The organism is Rummeliibacillus sp. G93 (genome assembly GCF_023515935.1).
Taxonomy (GTDB): Bacteria; Bacillota; Bacilli; order Bacillales_A; family Planococcaceae; genus Rummeliibacillus; species Rummeliibacillus stabekisii.
The window spans coordinates 1,160,638-1,183,746 of the sequence record NZ_CP097314.1; the positions used below are offsets into that span (position 1 = coordinate 1,160,638).

A 23,109-nucleotide genomic window follows, 5' to 3' on the forward strand; every position below is an offset into this window, starting at 1 on the left:
ATGAAACTTGAAGATATTCTTTATCGGCATTTTGGTTATGAGGCGTTCAGAGAAGGACAAAAGGAAGTAATAGAAGCCATTTTAGAAGGACGAGATGCAGTGGCGCTACTGCCAACAGGAATGGGCAAGTCATTATGCTATCAGCTTCCGGGATATATATTAAATGGTCCCATTTTAATTATTTCTCCGTTGCTCTCATTGATGCAAGACCAGGTAGATTCATTAAAAAGATTTGGAGAAAAGAGAGTGATAGCTCTCAATTCTTTTTTACAAGGCAGTGAAAAGTTACATGCACTTCAACGAATAGCTAATTATCGATATATATTTATATCTCCTGAAATGCTTGCAACCGACTCAATCCAGCGTGTTTTTCAAAAGATAGAATTCTCGCTCATTGTTGTAGACGAGGCGCACTGTATTTCTCAATGGGGATTTGATTTCCGCCCAGATTATTTGAAGATTGCCAGTTGGATTCCTAAGAGAAACAGACCCCCAATATTAGCCTTAAGTGCGACTGCTACAGAACAAGTGGTAATTGATATTAAAACATATTTGAAAATGATTCATCCATTTGAATATATCCACTCTGTTGAAAGGCCTAATATTCATTATGATGTCATTAATCTTCCTAGCGTTGATGAAAAACTACCATGGATTATTAATCATGTTGTGCAAACCGAGGGGCCAGGTATCATTTATACACAATCGCGAAAAAAAACGCTTCTTTATGCTGATGAGCTTCGAAAAAAACAGATTAGAGCAGCCGCTTACCACGCTGGAATGGAGATGGAAGATAGGCAGTTCATCCAACAGCAATTTCAATCAGGAGAATTAGAGTGGATATGTGCTACAACTGCATTTGGTATGGGAATCCATAAAGATAATGTATACCAAGTCCTCCACGACCATATACCTGCCACAATGGCGAATTATATGCAAGAGGTTGGAAGGGCAGGGCGTGATGGGAAAGATGCGCTTGCCATCTTGGTACATAGTCCAAAGGATGAAGATCATACCCGCTTTATCGTGACAGAGGATTTGCCTAGTTCATACCATGTGGAAGTATTTATGGAATATCAACGTCTAGAACAAGATCCCAAAAAAATGATTGATTTAAACCAAATTAGCGAAACGGGTTATCGTGTTTTGTCATATTGGATGACACAATTGCCAGCGGAAAAGGTTATCCAAAAGTTAGAAGATTTACGCAGACAAAAGGTAGAGCAAATCAGAGAGGTTGCAAACTTTGTAGAAGCTCAAAAATGTATGCGAGAAGGATTAGTTTCCTATTTTGGACAATCGTTGGAAGAGAAGCCGCCAAACTGCTGCCATTTTTGCGGCATTAATCACCAAGACATTGTCGCAAAAAGAGAATTTCATCCTGTATCAAGAAATCGACCATCATGGCAAGAACGGTTACAGGCACTTATGCCCTAGTAAGTTCGTTCATTTACAAGTACCTATTAATTCGTCATAATAGGAGAATAGAAGTTTTATTGAAATGGGGGATTTCCATGCCTCAAGATGATTACCGAGGAAAAATTGAAGAACATAGACAGGCAATTTATATTGAGCCGGAAGAAGAAGAGAAAAATCCTTCTAGAATGAAAAGAAGACATCAAAACGATGAGGGTAAGCAGAAAAAAAATCAAAGCAAACCTAAATTGCTAACAGCATTAGCAATTGTCTTTATATTAATTCCTATTTCCACCTTGATATATTTTAGTACTCTCTCACATGATAACAGTCATGAGAAAGCGGAAATAGAGAGTGACAGTGGTGTCCATATTGAGACCAATAGCGAGAAAGAAAAAGTAACTACTCAAGCGTCAAAAAAAGAGGAACAGGAGCAACTAAAGAAGGAACAAGCCGCTCAAAAAGAAGCAGACCGAATAAATGCTGAAAAAGTGAAAAAAGAACAAGCTGCAAATGCCAAGCTTCAAGCACAAAAAGAGAAAGAAGAACAAGCCGCAAATGCAGAACTTGAAGCACAAAAAGTGAAGCAGCAACAGTTATATGAAGAAGCAAAGGCAGCTGGACGTCTCTATAATGTGAAATCTGGCGAAACAATCGAAAGTATAGCAGTCCAGTTCTATGGCAGTGCAGCCGGAATTCCGATTATACAAGAAGCAAACGGTATTACAGGAAATAACGTTGCGCCAGGAACAACAATTGCAATACCAGCCCAAAAATAAATAAGATATTACATTAACTTTGATTTATTTTAGGCTAAATTCCTCTATATCTTGTAAATCGAGTCTGATTAAAGGACTTCACCTCAATTATTGTCAATTCAATTGAGGTGGGCAAAAGTCCGTCAACAAAAAATGCTTATAATTTAAAAGAGTGCGGGTATGTGGTAGAGGGCGCATGCCTGTTTTTTTATGGTATCCAGGCGTATAATGTACAATTAGACAATACTGTAAACTTAATATTGATTGTTTAAAGTTGCATATAGAGCTATCTCTGAAACAGAAAGAAATTTACAAGGAGTGACATTGTAGTGCTACAAGAAGAAGCGATAATTGTAGGCGGCGGTCCATGTGGCTTAGCTGCGGCTATTTCATTAAAACAGATTGGGCTAAATCCCATTATTATTGAGAAGGGAAATATCGTCAATTCGATTTATAACTATCCTACGCATCAAACGTTTTTTAGTTCAAGCGAAAAATTAGGAATTGGTGATATACCTTTCATAACTGAACAACAAAAACCAAAGCGAAATCAAGCATTGGTCTACTACCGTGAAGTTGTAAAAAGAAAAGACCTAAATATTCATCGCTTCGAAAGAGTTGAACAAGTAACGCCAAATGAGGGCAAATTTATTGTGAAAACAGATTTGGCTGAATATGAAACACCGTATGTTGTCATTGCAACAGGATATTATGACCATCCCAATTATATGAACATACCGGGGGAAGAGTTACCAAAAGTGTATCATTATTTTAAGGAGGGCCATCCCTTCTTTGATACGGACGTTTTGATTATTGGAGGTAAGAATTCTGCGATAGATGCAGGTCTAGAACTCCATAAAGCAGGTGCTCGTGTAACAGTTGCCTACCGCGGAGCGGAATACTCGCCGAGCATTAAACCATGGGTATTGCCAGATTTCGAAGCTCTTGTACGCAATGGCGAGATAAATATGATGTTTAATACACTCGTAAAAGAGATTACAGAGGATGAAGTAATATTATTGCAGGAAGGTAAAGAAGTTACTGTGAAGAATGACTTTGTATTCGCGATGACAGGGTATCATCCTGATCATTCGTTTATTCAAAAAATGGGCGTAACAGAAGATAAAACGACGGGCCGCCCGACATTTAACCCAGAAACCATGGAAACTAATGTACCTGGATTATACATTGCAGGCGTAATTGCAGCTGGCAATAATGCTAATGAAATTTTTATTGAAAATGGAAAACTGCATGGAGACTTAATCGCAAAATCAATTAAAGAAAAACGCTAAAATAAATAACTAGGATTTTGTCATAAGTAAATATATATGATGTCCTAGCTTTAACAAAGCTATATTGGTTTTCTTTAGGTTGTAGTGTTAAACAAATAATTGCTGTTAAAATTAAAAGACAGATTTACTCTACAAATGTGTAGAATAAATCTGTCTTTTGGATTTTATAATTTGTGAATTAAAACTGAACTAAGCCAGTCCTAGGGTGATCTTTTATGAATTAGATAACTTCAATTGATATTTTATAAGTATATTTTTTATGAACGACGCTCCTGCTCCCACCATTATTGTAACAAGAAGTATCCCAAATCCCATTACTGCAATTATTGGCGGTAGTGCATTTGCATAGTCAAGTATAAAGATTCCTAAGACATAGAAGACAATAATAACAAATGCACTGTATTTTATTCGATTTAATCCCTGAACAATGCGACTAGGATTGATAGATTGATACTCAATAATTTGAATCATAATCAGTGTCTCATATATCGCATAAAAAAAGGGCAGCGCTGTCGCATACATTCCTAATAAAACAGGATATTTTAGATATGTTACTTCTGGATGTATTAATACGGTTTCCTGGGCTACCTTCGGTAAAACAAACACACATAATAACAAAATGATTGTACCTATTAAAATGGTGACTGAACTTAAAATGGTGGAATTGATTTTTTGCATAGTATTCCCCCTTTTTTATATTTACCTTTATATTATAACGTATGAAAATTCAGAAAGTTCATCTGCTGAACATAAAGGAAAAAGAAATCCTGCAAAAACAGGATTTCCATATAATTTTTGATGAATGATGTATTTAGATGAAGAATTTCTTAACATTAATTGGTTTTTCCTCTTGGTTGAGACCGATCATTAACTTTAAGCGAGCCTTTTGTCCGCTTAAACCTGTTGCGAAAATAACGCCCATATCTTCTAGCATTCTGCCGCCGCCTTCATATCCATATACACCTTGCGCAATGCCATTAAAACAACGTGATACTAGAACAACTGGAATGCCGTGTTGTATTAATTTTTCTATAGTAGGCAGTATTGCAGGAGGAACATTGCCTTGTCCTAGTCCTTCTAATACTACACCATCATAATTGCAATCAATTGCTGAATGAAGAAGGTCTGCATCCATTCCTGCATATATTTTAAATAACGCAACTTTTTTATTCAAGCTATTTACTTCAACGTATTCTCTTTTCATTGGTGCTTGTTGAAAGTGGATTAATGTCTTTGTCACTAGTCCAAGCGGGCCATACTGCGGTGACTGGAAAGTGGAAACAGAGCTTGTAGATGTTTTTGTAACATTTACAGCTGAATGAAGCTCATCGTTCATCACCACAAGTACGCCTTTATTTCTTGCTTGATCAGACGAAGCAACTCTAACAGCTTCTACCAAGTTATAAACACCATCAGCACCTAGCTCATTTGATGAACGCATGGCACCTGTCAGTACGATCGGCATTTCTAAATTTGTTGTTAATTCTAAGAAATAAGCTGTCTCTTCTAACGTATCTGTGCCGTGGGTAATTACAACTCCGTCAACCGTATTTTTCTTAATGGTATCTATGATTAAATTGCGCAATTCAAGCATCTTTTTCGGTGTTATATGTGGCGATGGTAGATTGAAAGCTTCTATTTCAATTAGATCTGCAATCATCTCCAGTTTTTTGCTTTCTTGCATTAAAGGATTGTTTGTATCTGGGATGACACCTCCATCCTCACTCATATGCATGGATATAGTGCCTCCTGTATGAATAAGCAAAACTTTTTTCTTCATAAAGTCCTCCTCGAAATTTCCTGTCATATCTTATAAAATAGTACTATAAATAGAGACGGGGTGCCTGACAAATGTTTGTTCTTTTATCCGTTTCCATTGCTCCGGCACTAGCGCTATTTAGTTTCTTTTACTTGAGGAACCAAATGGCAACAGAGCCTAGAACAACATTGTTTCATACATTTATATATGGTGCAATTTTAACATTTCCGATTTTATTTTTGCAATTTGTCGTAAATGAAGAAAAAATTTTTTCAAGTGTACTAATGCAAGATGTACTGTTTTCAGGAGTAGTGGAAGAGTTTTTCAAATGGTTTATATTACTAATCGCCATTTATCATCATATCGAGTTTGATGACCCTTATGATGGCGTTTTATACGGAGTCAGTATATCACTTGGATTTGCGACTGTTGAAAATATATTATACATCCTGTCATTCGGCTTAGATACGGCTTTTATGCGGGCTCTTATGCCTGTGTCTAGCCATGCCCTTTTTGGCGTTGTTATGGGCTATTATCTAGGAAGAGCAAAATTTACAGGAAGAAACAGCTCTATTCGTTACCAAGCAGTGTCTTTGGCTTTGCCAATGTTGCTTCATATTATTTTTAATTTCATACTAACAATAGAAGGAAAGTGGGCATATATCATGCTCCCATTTATGTTGTTTTTATGGTGGTTTGCTCTGCGCAAAGTAAAAATTGCACATAAGCAATTGGTTCAGATGCTTGCGGCACAGCAGAAATTTTAATAGAAAATAGCGAAATCAATTTTTAAAAATAGGTTGACTAGGATTGTTTGCTATATGTTCAAACAGCATCTCTTTAATCGAAAAAATAAAGAAAAGAAACAAAAGGCTTTTAGAATAATAAATTTCTAAAAGCCTTTTACTTTTTGTTTGTACTGAGGGGATTTTTTCTCTCAGTTTTTTTGTATAAAAAACATGCAAGAAACCATGCTTATAGAAAAGGAGCTGTCAATATGAGACGTTATCAAATGCTTTTGTTGGTTATTCTAAGTCTTTTTCTTACAAGCGTGGCCCCGAGGACAGGAGAAGCATTCTCCTCACAAATTATTACAAGAGGCGCGTTTGGCGATGACGTTATTGAATTGCAATCAAGACTTCAATACATTGGATACTATAAAGGAACGATTGATGGGAAATTTGGCTATAGCACATATTGGGCATTGCGAAATTTCCAGGATCAATATGGATTGCCGATAGACGGAGTGGCTGGTGCAACAACGAAGAAGAAGTTAGCATCGGTTTCAAACTATGATAAAGACTATGTAATGGAACAAATAAGAAAAGGAAATAAATTTACTGTCTATGGTGGCCAAAAGAAAACTACACAAGAAGGCACTGGTAATGGGGCAGATATGCAAATCCCAAGTAAATTTACGGAACAGGATTTGAAGCTGTTATCAAATGCAGTATATGGAGAGTCAAGAGGAGAGCCATATGAAGGACAAGTGGCTGTAGCTGCTGTGATATTGAATCGTTTGGAAAGCCCTGATTTTCCTAACACTGTTTCAGGTATCATCTTCCAACCTGGTGCATTTACAGCTGTATCAGATGGACAAATCTGGCTTGAACCGAACAAACAAGCGATGGAAGCAGTACTGGATGCAATGAATGGATGGGATCCCTCACAAAATGCCCTTTATTATTTCAACCCAAAAACAGCAACAAGTAAATGGATATGGACAAGAAAACAAATCACACAAATTGGCGAGCATATCTTCTGCATTTAGTAAAACTGGAGGTGAAAACGAATGAAAAAAACCATATTTTTATTAAGCTACGCACTAATAGCCTGCTTAATATTTATAGTAGCATCAAATAGAGAAAATAAGGAACTTCAATATCTACTGCACGGACAATATACGAATAAAATGGCAGATGCTTCAACACAACTAAATGAGTTACAGCAAGCTGTTCAGCAATCCTTAATGTATAAAGATACCACCGCACTGCATCAATCTTTACAAGATGTATGGCGCTTGTCATCTGATATTAAATATTCCATAGCGGATTTGCCGTTAGATCAAGAATTTACAAGCGAATGGATGAATTATCTTGGTCGACTAGGTAACAATGCAAAAATGACGATGACATCTAAGGAGAATGCTGATAAATGGCATGCCAACATAAAGAATGTTTCTGAAAACCTCACAAACTTTTCGAATGATTGGCAAGTAGCAACAGCACATGTGTTACAGCAAGATAACAATTATAAACATTGGCTAGAAGAACAAACGGCAGACCAATCAACGGGTAATTTTAAAAATATGGCTAAATCAATTAAGACATATAGAGAAAGTGATTTTCCGTTGACTGCTAGTGAATCAGATCATGAAAAGAGGAAAAACCTGCAAAAATTAGATGACCGAAAAATTAGCAAGAGCGAAGCGATAAATCGTTTTAAAGATATGTTCCCAGAGTTATCAAATGCCACTATAGCAGTGAAAAATAGCAGAAAAGGTGCACCGTATCCTTTTTATCACATTACTTTCACTAAAGGCGAACGCACAGGTTATGCGGATTTGACCGTAAAAGGCGGCCATCTTCTTTCCTATTTAGTTGAACGACCATTTGGACAAACTAGTCTTCCAATTCTAAAACTAAAAAAATTGGCAGATCAACATTTAAAAGAACTAGGCTATACCGATGTTGTTGAAACAGATGCAAGAGAAAATAGTGAAGTTTGGCACTTAAGCTACGCTAGAGTAGATCAATCAACAAAAGCGAAGATTTATGCAGATGGCGTACAAGTGAAAATAGCCAAAGATACTGGTGAAGTTGTAGGTCTTAATGGAATTGAGTACATTCAAAAAGAAAAAGTAAAACCGCAAACGATGAAGAAAATAGATTGGAACACATTCTTTAATAGCGATGCGGAAGTGATGGAAGAAGATTTAGCATATGTTGAGGATAAAGATTTTGTCGAGAGACTTTGTTATGAAGTAACAGTTAGAGTGAACGCCAATAAAACGCAGCACACATACAAAGTACTAATTGACACAGAGACAGGTGAGGTAATTAAAAACGAGCGACTGTCATAAAAAACATATATCAGTGGGGAACGAATCCTCACTGATTTTTTTGTAGGTCTAAAGGTGTCGGATGATTAAATATTATGTCGTTTTTAAATTCATAATGATAAAAATAAAAAAATATATAAATGCATTTTATGCTCTTTTCCTTTATGTAGAATGGATATAGCTAAATCGTCCAATCCGTGGCATAATAAAAACACAACTTATGAATCATAAAGGGAGATTGCTATGGAATTGAAAATAGGTACCAATATAATATTAGAATCAATTTCTTCCGATGTAAAAGATCGCCTTCGCGCTAAAATTGTAGAGCAAAAAAACAATATTCTCTACATTGATTATCCAACCAATATACAAACAAATAAGACCTCTTTTTTGTTAGAGGGTGGACAATATCGCGTTTCTTTTGTAGATGAAGCTAAAAACTCTTATGCATTTAAAACAGAAGTTCTTGGAAGAATTAAAAGCAATATTCCAATGATTATGCTGGCATTACCTGCTAACGATCAGTTTATTAGGATACAAAGGCGTGAATATGTTCGTGTAGCTACACCTGTTGATATTGCTGTAGAGCATAATCAACAGAATTATCAATATGTGGCGGAAGACATTAGCGCTGGTGGCTTAGCAATCAACATTCCCAAAATTGTACCATTTAAAGAAAATGATGAATTGCAACTTATCATTGTCTTGCCATTTTCGAATTCAAATGAAGGAGTTAAATATGTCCATACCTCTGCAAGAGTCATTCGGATAATAGAAAAAGACCAAAGAATGTTGGCTACACTGCAATTTACAAATACGGATGACGTCGACCGACAATACATTGTAAGGTTCTGTTTTGAACGGCAATTGCAAAATCGCAAAAAGGAAACAAGCTTTTAGGGTATTTTGAAACTGTGAAGTTTTAATCTGTTAGTATAACAAATATTTAATTATGAATCGGAAAATAATAACAAGGAAAATGGACAAATGTTAAGTAAAATAATCACATTTGTTCGTTTTTTTATTACCTTAAATAAATTTATGCTAGCTTCATATTACTAAGGTTCTCCTTGCTGTTTGAACGCAGATTCAATATTGAGTAATGTTTCACTTTATCTTTTCACGGGCAATTGGTTTCTGTGTTACAATATGACGGAGAGAAGGGGTTGACATTTGAAGATGAATATACAAATCGCTATTGATGGTCCTGCAGGGGCCGGCAAAAGTACAATTGCCAAAATAGTGGCAGAAAAGCTTGGCTATACTTATATTGATACGGGCGCAATGTACCGTGCTCTTACATTAAAAGCATTGAACGAACATATAAATTTAGAAGATGCTAAAAGCATTACTGATTTGCTTACAAATACGAAGATCCAGTTAAAGCCTTCAAGCAATGGACAACTTGTATTTCTTGATGAGAAAGATGTATCGGAAGAAATCCGTTCTAATGAAGTGACCAAGAATGTATCGAAAGTTGCTAGTCATGCAACGATGCGAGAGATTATGGTAGATCACCAGCGTGAAATGGCAAAGCAGGGCGGCGTAGTAATGGATGGACGAGATATTGCTACCGCAGTGCTGCCAGAAGCAGAATTAAAAGTATTTATGTCAGCGACAGTGGAAGAAAGAGCTCGGAGAAGATATGAGGATAATAAACACCGAGGTATTGAATCATCATTGGAACAATTAAAATCTGAAATAGCAAAACGCGATAAATTAGACAGTGAGCGTGAAGCTTCTCCGTTGATTCAGGCACCAGATGCCATTTTCCTTGATACAACAGAGCTTTCTATTTCTGAAGCTGCACAAACTATTTTGGAATTAGCTAATGAAAGGATGGGCTAAATGGACTTTTACCAATTTGCTAAAACAGTTGTGTTTAATGTACTAAAGCCAATCTACCGCATGGAAGTTATAGGAAAGGAAAATTTTCCTGCAGAAGGCGGTATACTTTTATGCTCAAATCATATCGATAATTTAGATCCTCCAATGGTGGGTATTTGTTCACCAAGACCGGTCAACTTTATGGCAAAGGAAGAGCTTTTTAAAGTTCCTATTTTAAAATCCATTCTCCCTAAGGTACATGCATTTCCTGTGAAGCGTGGTTTAAGCGATAGGCAAGCATTGCGAGTTGCAATTGATACATTAAAAGACGGCCAAGTTGTTGGCCTTTTTCCAGAAGGTACTCGCAATAAAAGCGGTAAACTAGGCAAAGGTTTTTCGGGCGCTGGTTTTTTTGCATTGCGAGGAAATGCAAATGTGGTTCCATGTGCCATCATAGGTCCATATAAACCGTTTAGAAAAGTGAAAGTTGTATTTGGTAAACCAATCGATATGGAACCGTACAGAGAAACAAAGGCAAAAGCGGAAGAAGTAACACAAGTGATCATGGATCATATCCAGCTATTGCTAAATGAACATCATCCTGAAAATAAATAATATGTGATTATAAGGGTTAATTTTTGTTTTTACTAGCAAATTCTTATAAAATAGGAATTATACATTGTGAAGGAGGATTACATATGTCTGAAGAAATGAACTTAAACGAAGTAAACGAAATCCGTGAAGGCGATGTCGTAAAAGGCAAGGTCGAACGAGTGGAAGATAAAGTTGCAATCGTCACTATAGCTGGTGCACCGTTTGATGGCGTAGTGCCAATTAGCGAGCTATCTAGCTTGCATGTGGAAAAAGCTTCTGACGCTGTCTCCGTAAATGATGAATTAGAATTAATCGTAACAAAAGTTGAAGAACCCGATGATGCAAAGCCTGGTCAATACGTGTTGTCAAAACGCAAAGTTGATGCGAAAAAGGCATGGAAAGTTTTAGAGGAACAATTTAATAACGGCGAAATAATTGAAGCTGAAGTGAAAGATGTAGTGAAGGGTGGCCTTGTCGTTGATCTAGGCGTTCGAGGATTTGTACCAGCTTCACTTGTAGAAGATCACTTTGTTGAATCTTTCGACGATTACAAAGGAAAAACGTTAACATTCAAAATCGTAGAGATGGATGAAGAGAAAAACCGTCTAATCCTATCTCACCGCGCAGTTTTAGAAGCCCAAAAAGCTGAGAAAAAAGGCGAAGTGTTAGGTGGTATTCATGAAGGCGATGTACTAGAAGGTACTGTTCAGCGTTTAGCTTCGTTCGGCGCATTTGTAGATCTGGGTGGCGTTGACGGCCTTGTACACATTTCTCAGGTATCTCACGAACATATTGATGATGTGGCATCCGTTCTTTCTGAAGGACAACGTGTTAAAGTAAAAGTTCTATCCGTTGATCCAGAACAAGAGCGTATTTCTTTATCTATTAAAGAAACACAAGAAGGCCCATGGACAAATATTGAAGAGAAAGCTCCAGTGGGTGCTGTTCTTACAGGGAAAGTGAAACGCCTAGTTGGTTTTGGCGCTTTCATCGAAGTATTCCCAGGTGTAGAAGGACTTGTCCATATCTCACAAATCTCACATAATCATATTTCCACTCCTCATGAAGCTTTAAAAGAAGGCCAAGAGGTAGAAGTGAAGGTTCTGGGCGTTGATCAAAACGAAAAACGGTTATCTCTTAGCATTAAAGCATTACTAAATAATGCAGCTGAAGAAGAAGTAACAGACTACGAAATGCCAGAAGAAACAAATGGATTTTCATTCGGTGATGTGATTGGTGATCAACTGAAAAATTTCTCAAAAAATAACTAATTAAAAGAAACAGACGCAAAGAATCGTTCTAGCGTCTGTTTTTTCTTGCAATGCATCAGTTTTTTGATAAAATAAAGATATATTGACTTGAATTGTAGGTGATGGTGACAGATCAGATGCCATCACCTTTTTTGTTGTATAATAGGATTAAGAAGTTGGAAGGATGAATTTAAAATGACGAAACCGATTGTCGCAATTGTCGGCCGTCCAAATGTCGGTAAATCGACTATTTTTAACAGAATTGTAGGTGAACGTGTGTCCATAGTGGAGGATATTCCAGGTGTGACGCGCGACCGAATCTATAGTTCTGCGGACTGGCTTACACATGATTTTAATATTATTGATACTGGCGGTATTGATATAGGAGATGAGCCGTTTTTAGAACAAATTCGCCATCAAGCAGAGATTGCCATGGACGAAGCAGATGTAATAATCTTTATGGTCAATGGAAGAGAAGGCGTAACATTGGCAGATGAGCATGTAGCCAAAATTTTATACAAAACAAAAAAACCAGTAGTACTAGCTGTTAATAAAATTGATAACCCTGATATGCGAGATATGATATATGATTTTTATTCATTAGGCTTCGGCGATCCATTCCCAATTTCAGGATCACATGGTTTAGGCTTAGGGGATTTGCTTGATGAAGTAGCTAAACATTTCCCAAATGAAGAAGAACAAGTATACGATGAGGATGTCATTAAGTTTTCATTAATTGGCCGTCCAAATGTCGGCAAATCTTCTTTAGTTAATGCCTTTCTTGGTGATAACCGAGTTATTGTCAGCGATGTTGCCGGTACAACGCGCGATGCCATTGACTCAAATTATGAATTTGATGGTCAAGAATATGTCATCATTGACACTGCTGGAATGCGCAAAAAAGGAAAAGTCTATGAGACAACAGAGAAATACAGTGTCCTTCGAGCCCTTCGAGCAATTGAACGTTCAGATGTCGTTCTGGTTGTTTTAAACGGCGAAGAAGGTATACAAGAACAAGACAAAAAAATTGCTGGCTATGCGCATCAAGCTGGTAAAGCTGTGATTATTGTTGTGAATAAATGGGATGTTGTAGAGAAAGATGAAAAAACAATGAATGAAAAAACAAAGGAAATTAGAGAACAATTCCAGTTTCTTGACTATGCACCTATTATTTTTGTGTCTGCTAAAACCAAGAAACGTGTACATTCCATTTTGCCAATTATTAATCGCGTCAGCGAAAATCATTCCATGCGGATTCAATCGAGCATCTTAAACGAAGTAATTTCAGATGCAGTAGCAAGAAATCCTGCACCAACAGATAAAGGTCGTCGCTTACGTATTTACTATGTAACCCAAGTAGCGATTAAGCCGCCAACATTTGTTGTCTTTGTCAATGATCCAGAATTAATGCACTTTACTTACGAGCGTTTCCTAGAAAACCGAATCCGCGAGACTTTTGACTTTGAAGGTACGCCGATTAAGTTGATTACAAGAGCGAGGGACTAATAACTATTTAATAGAAAGGGGCTTTTACATGAGTCGTGTAGCAGTGCTAGGAGCAGGTTCATGGGGGACATCATTAGCGATTGTTCTAGCAGAAAACGGGCATGATACATTACTATGGACACATAGAAAAGAACAGGCGGAAGAAATTAGCAACCAACATAGGAATGCTAAATATTTGCCGGAAACAATCTTGCCGGAGAATTTAAATGCGACAGATGATATGGAAAAGGCAATTTCACATGCGGAAATAGTTGTCATGGCTGTGCCTACTAAAGGTATCCGCGAGACTTGTAAAAAAATGCTCAAGACATTAGACAAAAAGGTCCTTTTTATACATGTCTCAAAAGGAATCGAACCTAATACTTTATTACGCATATCTGATATTATTAAAGAAGAAATTCCAGCTGAATTTATTGAGGAAATTGTAGTGTTGTCAGGTCCTAGTCATGCAGAAGAAGTGGTATTGCATCATCCTACAACAGTAGCAGCAGCATGTGAAGATATAGTAGCAGCTGAGCGAGTACAAGATTTATTTATGAATCAATATTTCAGAGTATATACAAATCAGGACGTCATCGGCGTAGAAATAGGCGGTGCCTTAAAGAATGTTATCGCATTAGCTGCAGGAGCCGTTGATGGTTTAGGATTTGGCGATAATGCCAAAGCGGCCCTAATTACTCGAGGTCTTGCCGAAATCTCCAGATTGGGCGTGAAAATGGGTGCTAACCCACTTACATTCTCAGGGCTGGCAGGCATGGGTGATTTAATCGTCACATGTACAAGCGTCCACTCCCGTAACTGGAGAGCTGGCCATATGCTCGGCAAAGGGTATACACTAGATGAGATTCTTGAACAAATGGGCATGGTGGTAGAAGGCGTTCGTACAACAAAGGCAGCCCATCAGCTTGCAGAGAAGTACGAAGTGTCCATGCCTATTGCAGAAGCGTTGTACAGCGTTTTGTTTGAGGATAAGAACCCTCGCCAAACGGTGGAAGAACTTATGCTTAGAGTGAAAAAGCAAGAATTAGATGCGTATTATCTCTAAACTTTGTTAACATCCATATTGTATAATGGAGTCATAAGATATTTTCAACGCTCTACGTATTTAGTGAATAGTCAAAATAAGAGGTGAGCAGCAGCCATCTCTTATTTTTTTAGGCTATCTCATATAGGGTTTGACTGAATGTACATAAGAAAGGTGGTTGTATCGTTGTCAAATTTAGTGCTTCTTGCAAGTACAGGCATATCCGGTATGACAATGATGTGGATTTCTTTTTATTCCATTGGTTTTATGCTTGTCGCATCAGGACTCATTTATTTAAGCAGACAAAAGATAAAAAATCGAATTATCAGTTCAATTGTCGCGTTGATTGCGTATATTTTTTTAATAATTGGCTTTTTGACAATGGTATTTGTTGTAATGTCATTTTAAAATAAATGAATGAGGGAAAGTTTATGAAAAAATATAGCTTATTATTATTTGTTGCATTACTTACAGTGGTATTGGCCGGATGTATGTATCCAGATAAAGAGAAAGTAGAAAATCAAGTACCAGATCAAGCACAGCTATTAACAGTCCAAAAGACTATTAATCAATTCAGAAAAGATACAGGCGGCTTATTGCCGATTCAGAATCGTGATCAAGATGTAGACCAATATATCAAGTACCCAATAGATTTTTCAAAGCTTATAAGCGGCGGATATATTCCGAAAGCTCCAGGCAATTCTTTTGAAAAGGGTGGAATATATCAATATGTAATCTGGCATGCAGAGAGCAAAAAGCCAAAAGTAAAATTAGTCGATCTGCGGGGCACTGAAATTATCCGAGAGATGAATATTAAAAAAGGTGTGAATGGATTTGTGCCAATTGCGGGCCAAATCAAGGATGATATTTATCAAATAGATTATAAAAAAATGGGCTATAAACAAGCCCCTACTGTTCCTAGCCCTTATTCAAATACCAATCTGCCCTTTATAGTAAAAGGAAGTGGCGAAATTTGCATTGATTATTCTATTGAACTGCAAAGAATTCTTGATAAAGAAAAGCCAAAAGTGAAAAGTGGTGAGGACATCAGACACCTTTTATCGGATCACTATGAGGTTTTGCCTGCCTATTCTTTGCCTTATACAGTGAATGACAAACAAGAAGTCGAATTTCTTACAGATTCGAAAAGAAAATAATAATTTACCTTTTTAAAAAGCGTTTCATGACTTGTGCATGAAACGTTTTTTGCGTGCATAGGATATAGTGCTGAGAAAAAGGGGGAAGAAAAACATGTCACAAGAAGTGTACGAGCAAATGGCAACAAGAACGAACGGCGATATTTATATTGGTGTAGTAGGACCTGTAAGAGTAGGTAAATCAACGTTTACAAAGCGTGTTATGGATATTATGGTATTACCGAATATGGAAGATGAAAAAGAAAGACAACGAGCACAAGATGAGCTGCCACAAAGCTCGCCTGGTCCAGTCATTATGACAACAGAACCTAAATTTGTCCCAGCGAATGGCGCGCAAATTTCAGTAGGCAATCAGGATATGCCTTTTAAGATTAGATTCGCAGATTGTGTAGGATACATTATTGATGGAGTGAAAGGCTATGAAGATGAAAATGGACCAAAGTTGGTACATACACCATGGCACAACGACCCGATTCCATTCCAAGATGCAGCTAAAATTGGCACAGACAAGATTATACGAGAGCATGCTAATATTGGTGTTGTAATGACGACTGATGGTACAGTTAATGGCATTCCGCGTGAATCTGTCCGTCAGGCGGAGCAAGATATTATTGATCAATTACAAGAAATCGGCAAACCATTTGTCATTGTAGTGAATAGCAAAATGCCAGCGCATACGACTGCTAAAGAATTATGTGATGAACTACATGAGAGGTATAATGCACCAGTCATTTCTACATCAGTAGATCAAATGACGCTAAATGAGATAAAACATATCCTAGAAGAAGCATTATATGAATTCCCAATTAAAAAATTGGAAATGGAAAAACCGGATTGGTTAGATGTACTAGAAGAGAATCATGAATTAAATAAATTGATCAAGCAATCAATTGACAATTGGAAGCAATCTGTCAATAAAATTAGGGATATTGAACGCTTGACAAAAGAATTGCTTGATGAGGACTTCATTGCGTCAGCACAGGTGAAAAGTGTAGATGCGGGATTAGGGCATGCGATAATTAGTTTACAACTGAAAAATGATATTTTCAAAAATATCTGTGACGAATGGCTGGAAGAGCCTATCCAAAGTAAGAAGGATTGGTTATTATTTATAAAAGAATCGCAACAAGCGAGAAAATCTTATCAACGCTTCCATGAAGCGATTGAGCAAGCACGGAAGGATGGTTATGGTGTAACACTGCCGACCCTTCAGGAATTCGAACCGTCAAGACCAGAGATTATTAAACAGAATAATTTCTTTGGTGTCCGCATGGAAGCAAAAGCACCATCTTATCATATTTTACGTATTGATATGGCAGCGGAATTTGCACCGTTGATTGGATCAGAGTTCCATAGTCAGCAGCTGCTGAAAGATTTAACGTATGCCTTTTTACATGATCGGGATGCATTATGGGAAACGCAATTATTCGGCACACCATTGTTTGAAGTAATGAAAGAAAGCATTGCTTACAAGACAGATGCAGTTCCTAAACATGCAAAAGCAAGAATGCGCCAAACGATAGAAAAAATGGTCAATAAAGGCGATTCGGGCATGGTAACATTTATTTTATAAATACAATATATATTAGCCGTTTAATAAATGAATCTGGACTGAAGATTTATTTATCTATATAAAGAAAATAGTTTATAAATTGAATAAAAGGAACAATGAAGGACTATTTACAGTATGTAAGTAGCCCTTTTTTTATGGTGTTTTTTATGTATCTATATGTAAAAGAGATATCATATATTTGCTTTAATTGTACATATTTTACTGTCGTATACTTCATTTAAACATGCTATATTGGTTAAGACAGGCATTATTATTTGCTTAAAATCAACAAATGAAGTATAAATATTGTTGCACAGTAAATAGTGTTGTGATAATCTTTTTACATGATTTAGTGGTATGCCTTTTGAGAGGAGGTGAATGGTGTGAATAAAACAGATTTAGTAAACTCTGTTGCAGAAACTGCAGAACTTTCTAAGAAAGATGCAACAAAAGCAGTTGACGCAGTATTTGAATCTATCCAAGCAGCTCTTGCAAAGGGAGATAAAGTACAATTAATTGGTTTTGGTAACTTTGAAATCCGCGAACGTGCGGCTCGTAAAGGACGCAATCCTCAAACGGGTGAAGAAATCGAAATCGCTGCAAGCAAAGTACCTGCATTCAAGCCAGGTAAAGCGCTTAAAGATGCAGTAAAATAATTTTGCATCTGTTACATAGAGTAGCCAATAAAACTGGCTACTCTTTTTGTATAATTAAGAGTGAACAGGACCAACTATACATAAAAAGATATTACTTAGTGGGATGGACTAAGAATAGTATACGTTTATTCAAGTTTAGAAAATGGAATAAATCCGTTTTCATATTTTGCGATTAGAGGTCTTGTATGTTAATCTCATTTTGAGACTTTTTTAGAAGCATAGGGGGTTACCATGATTAATATTAAAGAAGAGAAAATTGATCATTCAAATTCGAATGTTGACTTAAATAAAATTGAACAAGCAGTAAAAATGATACTTGAAGCAGTAGGAGAAAATCCTGATCGTGAAGGATTATTAGATACGCCAAAACGTGTGGCGAAAATGTATGCAGAAATGTTCCAAGGACTTCATATAGATGCTAGAGAGTATTTTAAAACAGTTTTTCATGAAGAGCATAATGAAGTAGTGTTAGTAAAAGATATACCATTCTATTCTATGTGTGAACATCACTTAGTACCTTTTTATGGTAAAGCACATATTGCTTATTTGCCAAAGGATGGAGTTGTTGCAGGTCTAAGCAAGCTTGCGCGAACAGTTGAAACTATTTCACACCGTCCACAATTGCAAGAACGTATTACAAGTGAAATTGCCGAAACAATGATGGAGATGCTAGAGCCGGAAGGTGTTTATGTTGTGGTGGAAGCAGAACATATGTGTATGACTATGAGAGGTATTAAAAAACCAGGTGCAAAAACGGTTACATCTTCAGCAAAAGGAATCTTTTCAGAAGATGATGTGAAACGACAAGAAATACTATCATTCATTAAAATGGCTTAATTTACGCCTTTTTTTATGGTATGATAGGAAAAGGAAATTCGAATACAAGGAGACTCTTCAAATGGGCCAAAATGATTATGTAGTAATACGTGCAAAGGAAGATGGCGTCCATGTGATCGGTTTGACTCGCGGGAATGATACAAAATTTCACCACTCAGAGAAACTGGACGAGGGTGAAGTAATGATCGCGCAATTTACAGAACACACTTCAGCGATGAAAATTCGAGGCAAAGCAGAGATTCAAACAGCATTTGGTATTGTTGAAAGCGATGCGAAAAAATAAAATTATAGCCCGTTTTACTATCTCTGGAAAATAAGGTGTTGAAAGATTGATTGGGCCATGCTGTAGCATTAGGTGAAAAAAGCCCCAATTGGCCTTTTACATTGTTAGAACGAGATAAGTAATACAGTATAGCAACAGGAAATGAACTGAATGGAGAAAAGTTTATGAATGCAGCAATTTTAGAAGAACATTTATTACAATCAAAAAATAATATATTAACCAAATTGCATCATAGAACGCTCCTGCAGTATACAGGCCAGCCAATTATTTTTGATGGACAACTTCGCTATATATTATTGCCAAAATTGAACGGCGAACATTGGCCGAAAAAAATAGAACAGGCTGTAAACGCAGTTGCTATGGTTTATGCCGCATTGAATGGCCATGAACAAATCAACGAACAAGATGCTGCCACAAAAAGGCAGCAACTAACAGTTCTTGCTGGCGATTACTATAGCGGTATGTATTATGCAACACTTGCAAAAATTCCTGATATTGAGCTTGTTCGTTCATTGTCTGAGGCTGTCGCAAAGAGCAGCGAATCAAGGACTGCTTTATATGAGCCTATGAAGCGTTCGATGGATGAATGGTATAAGATTCTAGAAGTGATCGAATCAACGATTACGTGCCAGTTTTTGAAGCGTTTTAATCTAGACAGTTATATTGAAATTGTCAAAAACGGACTGGTTTTGGAACGACTTAAACGAGAATTACAGTCTTTACAAGAAAAGCATATGAAAACGCCATTCCTGAAAATACTAGAACAGCAGCAAGAGTATGCAGGCATGAACAATGAACAAATTTTAAGACGGCTAATCTCTAACCTTTCATCTAGGCTAATACGTATTATTACAGCTTCTCCGATCTTACAAGATGAAGTGAAAACATTTATGTTGCAGCATGTTGAAGTAAATGTAGAGGCACAGATTACGATGAAAGGTGTTGAGTAGAATGGCTCAATCTAAAGAAGAGCGCGTACACGCTGTTTTTGAAAATATTTCAGATAGCTATGATAAGATGAATTCTGTCATTAGTTTTCAGATGCATAAAAATTGGCGTAAAGATACAATGAGACGCATGGCTGTAAAACCAGGTTCTCATGCGCTAGACGTCTGCTGCGGCACTGCAGATTGGACAATTGCGCTTGCTGACGCAGTTGGAGAGAATGGCCATGTCACAGGGCTAGACTTCAGCCAAAATATGCTGAATGTAGGCATTGAAAAAACAAAGAATATAAAACAAATAGAGCTAATACAAGGAAATGCGATGGAACTGCCATTTGATGATAATACGTTTGATTATGTAACAATTGGCTTTGGTCTTCGCAATGTACCTGATTATATGCAAGTTTTAAAAGAAATGCACCGTGTGGTAAAACCGGGCGGCAAGGTTGTATGCCTTGAAACATCACAACCTGAAATTCCAGGTTATAGACAATTGTTCCGCTTTTATTTTCACTATATTATGCCGTTATTTGGCAAGCTTTTTGCTAAAAGTTTCAATGAATATTCTTGGTTGCAAGAATCTGCAAATGATTTCCCAGGGATGAAAGAATTGAAAAAAATGTTTGAAGCTGCGGGCTTACAAAATGTAATATACAAATCATATAGTGGCGGAGCAGCTGCTATGCATATGGGCATAAAAAAAGAAATTTAGTGTAGGGGATGTTTAGACGCGTGGAAAAGATGAAGTTAAAGCTTCTTTATGCTGATCTGCAATCAGACATAAGAGTCATCGAAAAAGAATTAGAAACAGCGTTGGATTCATCTTCACACTATTTGAAAGATGCCTCTCTCCATTTGCTGAAGGCTGGCGGAAAACGTATTCGACCTGTCTTTGTGTTGCTCGGTGCAAAATTTGGCCAATATAATATAGATGATATGAAAAACGTAGCTGTGCCACTTGAGTTAATACATATGGCATCGCTTGTACATGACGATGTCATCGATGACGCTGAGCTGCGTAGAGGGCGTCCTACTGTTAAATCCCAATGGAATAATCGTGTTGCTATGTATGCTGGTGATTTTATTTTTGCAAGGGCATTAGAATATATGACGAATATTCAAAATGAAAAGGCTCACCAAATTCTATCTAAAACGATGGTGGAAATTGTGCAAGGAGAAATCATTCAAATTGAGGATAAGATGCATTTAAACCAATCTATCCGTGATTATTTCCGTAGAATTAAACGGAAAACTGCATTGCTTATATCCTCAAGCTGTCAGCTTGGTGCTGTAGCCGCTGGAGCAGATGATAGCGTAGCACATCACTTAAAGAAGTTCGGCTACTATGTAGGCATGTCATTCCAAATCATTGATGATGTTCTGGATTTGACAGCTACAGATAAACAGTTAGGGAAACCCGCAGGCAGCGATTTACTTCAGGGGAATATCACATTGCCTGTCTTATTGGCGAAAAACGATTCAGCTATTCGGCCATATATTGAAAAAGCATTGAACGGCGATATGAAAGAAGATGAACGACAAGTTTTCTTGAAAAAAATGCGCAGCTCTAATGCAATCAACGATGCCTATCATATAAGCAACTTATATTTGCAAAAAGCTTTAAAAGAAATTGAAGAATTGCCAGCCAATTCTGTGAAAAAGTCTTTAAAAGATATTGCTTTATATATGGGGAAACGCAAATTCTAAAAATTGTTGAACATTCAAGCGTTCAATGATACTATTTTCAAGTAGGGTTTTTACCCTAGAACATCTTAAGGAGTTGTAATATTTAATGGCTATCCAAAAAACATTTTTAATGGTTAAACCTGACGGTGTAAAACGCCAACTAGTTGGTGACATCGTTGATCGATTTGAACGCAAAGGTTTCGTACTAAAAGGTGCTAAACTTATGCAAGTATCTCAAGAATTAGCTGAAAAACACTATGCTGAACATGCGGACAAGCCATTCTTTGGTGAGTTAACTGAATTCATCACATCTGGTCCTGTATTTGCAATGGTATGGGAAGGCGAAAACGTTATCTCTGTAGCTCGTCTAATGATGGGTGCTACAAACCCTGAGCAATCAGCACCTGGCACAATTCGTGGTGACTACTCAACAACTTTATCTCACAATGTGATCCACGGTTCTGATTCATTAGCTTCAGCAGAACGTGAAATCGGTCTATTCTTCACAGAAGAAGAAATTCACTAATATCAAGAAAACTGTTCACTCAAATGAACAGTTTTTTTATTTTTCTTCAAACTCTATTAATAGACCATTTCCGATTTGGAACTAATTAGGTATAATAAACCTAGGTCTAAAGAGAGGGAAGAGCATATGACGGATTATGAAGGATTTATCACAAATATTAAACGCAAAACAAACATTGATTTGGCTTTATATAAAGAAGCCCAGATGAAAAGAAGATTAACATCCCTATATGAAAAAAGAGGATTTAAAAATTTCAATGATTTTTATAAGGGAATTGAAAGAGATCAACAATTATTAAATGAATTTTTAGATCGAATGACAATAAATGTATCTGAGTTTTATCGTAACGGCAAACGGTGGGAAGTTCTCCAAAATAAGATATTTCCAAGATTGTTAAAAGAGAATAGAAAACTAAAAATATGGAGTGCAGCCTGCTCAACGGGAGAAGAACCATATACTATCGCTATGGTCTTATCAAACTATCTTCCTTTATCGCAGATTTCAATTATAGCAACTGACCTTGATGAAAATGCAATAGCAAAAGCAAAAACTGGGATATATCCAGAACGGTCGCTAGCAGAGGTACCTACAGCCATTAAAGAAAAGTATTTTGTGAAAAACGGGATGTTCTACCAAGTGAAAGATGAAATAAAACGGACAGTGACCTTCCGCAAACATAACTTGCTCAAAGATCCATATGAACAAAATTATGATTTGATTGTGTGCCGCAATGTAATGATCTATTTTACAGAAGAAGCAAAAGATCAAATATACCTAAATTTTAGTAAAGCGCTTCGACCAGGTGGAGTATTATTTGTTGGTAGTACAGAGCAAATCTTTAATCCATCTAAATATTCGTTTGATATTGAAGATACATTTTTTTATAGCAAGGCATAAGTTGAAGGCGCTTTCGTTTTATACGGAAGGCGCTCTTTTTATTAATCACAAATTTATCCGTCTGTTCATGCTTTTTTGAGTTAA

General features: G+C 36.8%; 25 protein-coding genes. 23 read left to right on the top strand and 2 right to left on the bottom strand.

What is annotated here, in order from left to right; genetic code table 11:
- The 3 genes from M2M59_RS05735 (at nt 1) to M2M59_RS05745 (ending at nt 3,466) form a co-directional block, all read left to right on the top strand.
- A complete protein-coding gene (locus M2M59_RS05735) occupies nt 1-1,437 on the top strand; it encodes a RecQ family ATP-dependent DNA helicase (RefSeq protein ID WP_249775731.1) in 1,437 nt (478 codons plus the stop codon).
- Nucleotides 1,438-1,514: 77 nt separating this feature from the next.
- The gene (locus tag M2M59_RS05740; RefSeq protein WP_249775732.1) at nt 1,515-2,195 is read left to right on the top strand and encodes a LysM peptidoglycan-binding domain-containing protein; all 681 of its coding nucleotides are present in this window, start codon (nt 1,515-1,517) and stop codon (nt 2,193-2,195) included.
- A 308-nt stretch (nt 2,196-2,503) separates the two neighbouring features.
- Nucleotides 2,504-3,466: a YpdA family putative bacillithiol disulfide reductase gene (locus M2M59_RS05745; protein ID WP_249775733.1), complete on the top strand. Its 963-nt coding sequence runs from the start codon at nt 2,504-2,506 to the stop codon at nt 3,464-3,466.
- 213 nt (nt 3,467-3,679) lie between these two features.
- Here the strand turns inward: M2M59_RS05745 and M2M59_RS05750 are convergent, their stop codons facing one another.
- Nucleotides 3,680-4,144 carry a DUF2975 domain-containing protein gene (locus M2M59_RS05750; protein ID WP_249775734.1) on the bottom strand — a complete coding sequence of 155 codons (465 nt, stop codon included), beginning with the start codon at nt 4,142-4,144 and terminating at the stop codon, nt 3,680-3,682.
- Between the two features lie 133 nt (nt 4,145-4,277).
- Nucleotides 4,278-5,246 carry an asparaginase gene (locus tag M2M59_RS05755; protein WP_147193971.1) on the bottom strand — a complete coding sequence of 323 codons (969 nt, stop codon included), beginning with the start codon at nt 5,244-5,246 and terminating at the stop codon, nt 4,278-4,280.
- A 71-nt stretch (nt 5,247-5,317) separates the two neighbouring features.
- On the opposite strand from M2M59_RS05755, the gene prsW reads away from it, so the two are divergent.
- The 20 genes from prsW (at nt 5,318) to M2M59_RS05855 (ending at nt 23,025) form a co-directional block, all read left to right on the top strand.
- Nucleotides 5,318-5,992: a glutamic-type intramembrane protease PrsW gene (prsW, locus tag M2M59_RS05760; protein WP_147193970.1), complete on the top strand. Its 675-nt coding sequence runs from the start codon at nt 5,318-5,320 to the stop codon at nt 5,990-5,992.
- Between the two features lie 230 nt (nt 5,993-6,222).
- Nucleotides 6,223-6,996, top strand: coding sequence for a spore cortex-lytic enzyme (sleB, locus tag M2M59_RS05765; RefSeq protein ID WP_147193968.1), 774 nt, complete (start codon nt 6,223-6,225; stop codon nt 6,994-6,996).
- 21 nt (nt 6,997-7,017) lie between these two features.
- The gene (locus tag M2M59_RS05770; protein ID WP_249775735.1) at nt 7,018-8,307 is read left to right on the top strand and encodes a PepSY1/2 domain-containing protein; all 1,290 of its coding nucleotides are present in this window, start codon (nt 7,018-7,020) and stop codon (nt 8,305-8,307) included.
- 222 nt (nt 8,308-8,529) lie between these two features.
- Nucleotides 8,530-9,186, top strand: coding sequence for a flagellar brake protein (locus tag M2M59_RS05775; protein WP_249775736.1), 657 nt, complete (start codon nt 8,530-8,532; stop codon nt 9,184-9,186).
- A gap of 273 nt (nt 9,187-9,459) precedes the next feature.
- A complete protein-coding gene (gene cmk / locus M2M59_RS05780) occupies nt 9,460-10,134 on the top strand; it encodes a (d)CMP kinase (RefSeq protein ID WP_173668470.1) in 675 nt (224 codons plus the stop codon).
- Nucleotides 10,135-10,728 carry a lysophospholipid acyltransferase family protein gene (locus tag M2M59_RS05785; protein WP_066786023.1) on the top strand — a complete coding sequence of 198 codons (594 nt, stop codon included), beginning with the start codon at nt 10,135-10,137 and terminating at the stop codon, nt 10,726-10,728.
- A gap of 83 nt (nt 10,729-10,811) precedes the next feature.
- Complete coding sequence (gene rpsA, locus M2M59_RS05790) at nt 10,812-11,978, top strand: 30S ribosomal protein S1 (RefSeq protein ID WP_147193963.1); 1,167 nt, start codon at nt 10,812-10,814, stop codon at nt 11,976-11,978.
- A 174-nt stretch (nt 11,979-12,152) separates the two neighbouring features.
- Nucleotides 12,153-13,463, top strand: coding sequence for a ribosome biogenesis GTPase Der (gene der, locus M2M59_RS05795; protein ID WP_249775737.1), 1,311 nt, complete (start codon nt 12,153-12,155; stop codon nt 13,461-13,463).
- A 28-nt stretch (nt 13,464-13,491) separates the two neighbouring features.
- Entirely contained in the window at nt 13,492-14,508 is a 1,017-nt protein-coding gene (locus tag M2M59_RS05800) for an NAD(P)H-dependent glycerol-3-phosphate dehydrogenase (RefSeq protein WP_249775738.1), read from the top strand.
- 165 nt (nt 14,509-14,673) lie between these two features.
- Entirely contained in the window at nt 14,674-14,895 is a 222-nt protein-coding gene (locus M2M59_RS05805) for a DUF2768 domain-containing protein (RefSeq protein ID WP_307723577.1), read from the top strand.
- A gap of 23 nt (nt 14,896-14,918) precedes the next feature.
- Nucleotides 14,919-15,644 (top strand): hypothetical protein, encoded by a 726-nt coding sequence (locus M2M59_RS05810; RefSeq protein WP_249775739.1) that lies wholly within the window; start codon nt 14,919-14,921, stop codon nt 15,642-15,644.
- A 94-nt stretch (nt 15,645-15,738) separates the two neighbouring features.
- Nucleotides 15,739-17,217, top strand: a complete 1,479-nt coding sequence (spoIVA, locus tag M2M59_RS05815; protein WP_249775740.1) for a stage IV sporulation protein A — start codon at nt 15,739-15,741, stop codon at nt 17,215-17,217.
- A gap of 362 nt (nt 17,218-17,579) precedes the next feature.
- The gene (locus tag M2M59_RS05820; RefSeq protein WP_066786039.1) at nt 17,580-17,852 is read left to right on the top strand and encodes an HU family DNA-binding protein; all 273 of its coding nucleotides are present in this window, start codon (nt 17,580-17,582) and stop codon (nt 17,850-17,852) included.
- A gap of 231 nt (nt 17,853-18,083) precedes the next feature.
- The gene (gene folE, locus M2M59_RS05825; protein ID WP_147193956.1) at nt 18,084-18,689 is read left to right on the top strand and encodes a GTP cyclohydrolase I FolE; all 606 of its coding nucleotides are present in this window, start codon (nt 18,084-18,086) and stop codon (nt 18,687-18,689) included.
- Nucleotides 18,690-18,750: 61 nt separating this feature from the next.
- On the top strand, nt 18,751-18,972 hold the full coding sequence (gene mtrB, locus M2M59_RS05830; RefSeq protein ID WP_066786045.1) for a trp RNA-binding attenuation protein MtrB: 222 nt from the start codon (nt 18,751-18,753) through the stop codon (nt 18,970-18,972).
- Nucleotides 18,973-19,136: 164 nt separating this feature from the next.
- Complete coding sequence (locus M2M59_RS05835) at nt 19,137-19,922, top strand: heptaprenyl diphosphate synthase component 1 (protein WP_147193954.1); 786 nt, start codon at nt 19,137-19,139, stop codon at nt 19,920-19,922.
- A gap of 1 nt (nt 19,923) precedes the next feature.
- Nucleotides 19,924-20,628 carry a demethylmenaquinone methyltransferase gene (locus tag M2M59_RS05840; RefSeq protein ID WP_249775741.1) on the top strand — a complete coding sequence of 235 codons (705 nt, stop codon included), beginning with the start codon at nt 19,924-19,926 and terminating at the stop codon, nt 20,626-20,628.
- Nucleotides 20,629-20,648: 20 nt separating this feature from the next.
- Entirely contained in the window at nt 20,649-21,623 is a 975-nt protein-coding gene (gene hepT / locus M2M59_RS05845; RefSeq protein WP_184117504.1) for a heptaprenyl diphosphate synthase component II, read from the top strand.
- Between the two features lie 85 nt (nt 21,624-21,708).
- Nucleotides 21,709-22,128, top strand: a complete 420-nt coding sequence (gene ndk, locus M2M59_RS05850) for a nucleoside-diphosphate kinase (RefSeq protein WP_066786060.1) — start codon at nt 21,709-21,711, stop codon at nt 22,126-22,128.
- Nucleotides 22,129-22,254: 126 nt separating this feature from the next.
- Nucleotides 22,255-23,025 carry a CheR family methyltransferase gene (locus M2M59_RS05855; RefSeq protein ID WP_147193951.1) on the top strand — a complete coding sequence of 257 codons (771 nt, stop codon included), beginning with the start codon at nt 22,255-22,257 and terminating at the stop codon, nt 23,023-23,025.
- The last annotated feature ends 84 nt before the right edge of the window (nt 23,026-23,109 follow it).

Coding starts and splice junctions, on each gene's coding strand:
- M2M59_RS05735 (WP_249775731.1), top strand. CDS start 1: ATGAAACTTGAAGATATTCTTTATCGGCATTTTGGTTATGAGGCGTTC.
- M2M59_RS05740 (WP_249775732.1), top strand. CDS start 1,515: ATGCCTCAAGATGATTACCGAGGAAAAATTGAAGAACATAGACAGGCA.
- M2M59_RS05750 (WP_249775734.1), bottom strand. CDS start 4,144: ATGCAAAAAATCAATTCCACCATTTTAAGTTCAGTCACCATTTTAATA.
- M2M59_RS05755 (WP_147193971.1), bottom strand. CDS start 5,246: ATGAAGAAAAAAGTTTTGCTTATTCATACAGGAGGCACTATATCCATG.
- prsW (WP_147193970.1), top strand. CDS start 5,318: ATGTTTGTTCTTTTATCCGTTTCCATTGCTCCGGCACTAGCGCTATTT.
- sleB (WP_147193968.1), top strand. CDS start 6,223: ATGAGACGTTATCAAATGCTTTTGTTGGTTATTCTAAGTCTTTTTCTT.
- M2M59_RS05770 (WP_249775735.1), top strand. CDS start 7,018: ATGAAAAAAACCATATTTTTATTAAGCTACGCACTAATAGCCTGCTTA.
- M2M59_RS05775 (WP_249775736.1), top strand. CDS start 8,530: ATGGAATTGAAAATAGGTACCAATATAATATTAGAATCAATTTCTTCC.
- M2M59_RS05785 (WP_066786023.1), top strand. CDS start 10,135: ATGGACTTTTACCAATTTGCTAAAACAGTTGTGTTTAATGTACTAAAG.
- rpsA (WP_147193963.1), top strand. CDS start 10,812: ATGTCTGAAGAAATGAACTTAAACGAAGTAAACGAAATCCGTGAAGGC.
- der (WP_249775737.1), top strand. CDS start 12,153: ATGACGAAACCGATTGTCGCAATTGTCGGCCGTCCAAATGTCGGTAAA.
- M2M59_RS05800 (WP_249775738.1), top strand. CDS start 13,492: ATGAGTCGTGTAGCAGTGCTAGGAGCAGGTTCATGGGGGACATCATTA.
- M2M59_RS05810 (WP_249775739.1), top strand. CDS start 14,919: ATGAAAAAATATAGCTTATTATTATTTGTTGCATTACTTACAGTGGTA.
- spoIVA (WP_249775740.1), top strand. CDS start 15,739: ATGTCACAAGAAGTGTACGAGCAAATGGCAACAAGAACGAACGGCGAT.
- folE (WP_147193956.1), top strand. CDS start 18,084: ATGATTAATATTAAAGAAGAGAAAATTGATCATTCAAATTCGAATGTT.
- mtrB (WP_066786045.1), top strand. CDS start 18,751: ATGGGCCAAAATGATTATGTAGTAATACGTGCAAAGGAAGATGGCGTC.
- M2M59_RS05835 (WP_147193954.1), top strand. CDS start 19,137: ATGAATGCAGCAATTTTAGAAGAACATTTATTACAATCAAAAAATAAT.
- M2M59_RS05840 (WP_249775741.1), top strand. CDS start 19,924: ATGGCTCAATCTAAAGAAGAGCGCGTACACGCTGTTTTTGAAAATATT.
- ndk (WP_066786060.1), top strand. CDS start 21,709: ATGGCTATCCAAAAAACATTTTTAATGGTTAAACCTGACGGTGTAAAA.
- M2M59_RS05855 (WP_147193951.1), top strand. CDS start 22,255: ATGACGGATTATGAAGGATTTATCACAAATATTAAACGCAAAACAAAC.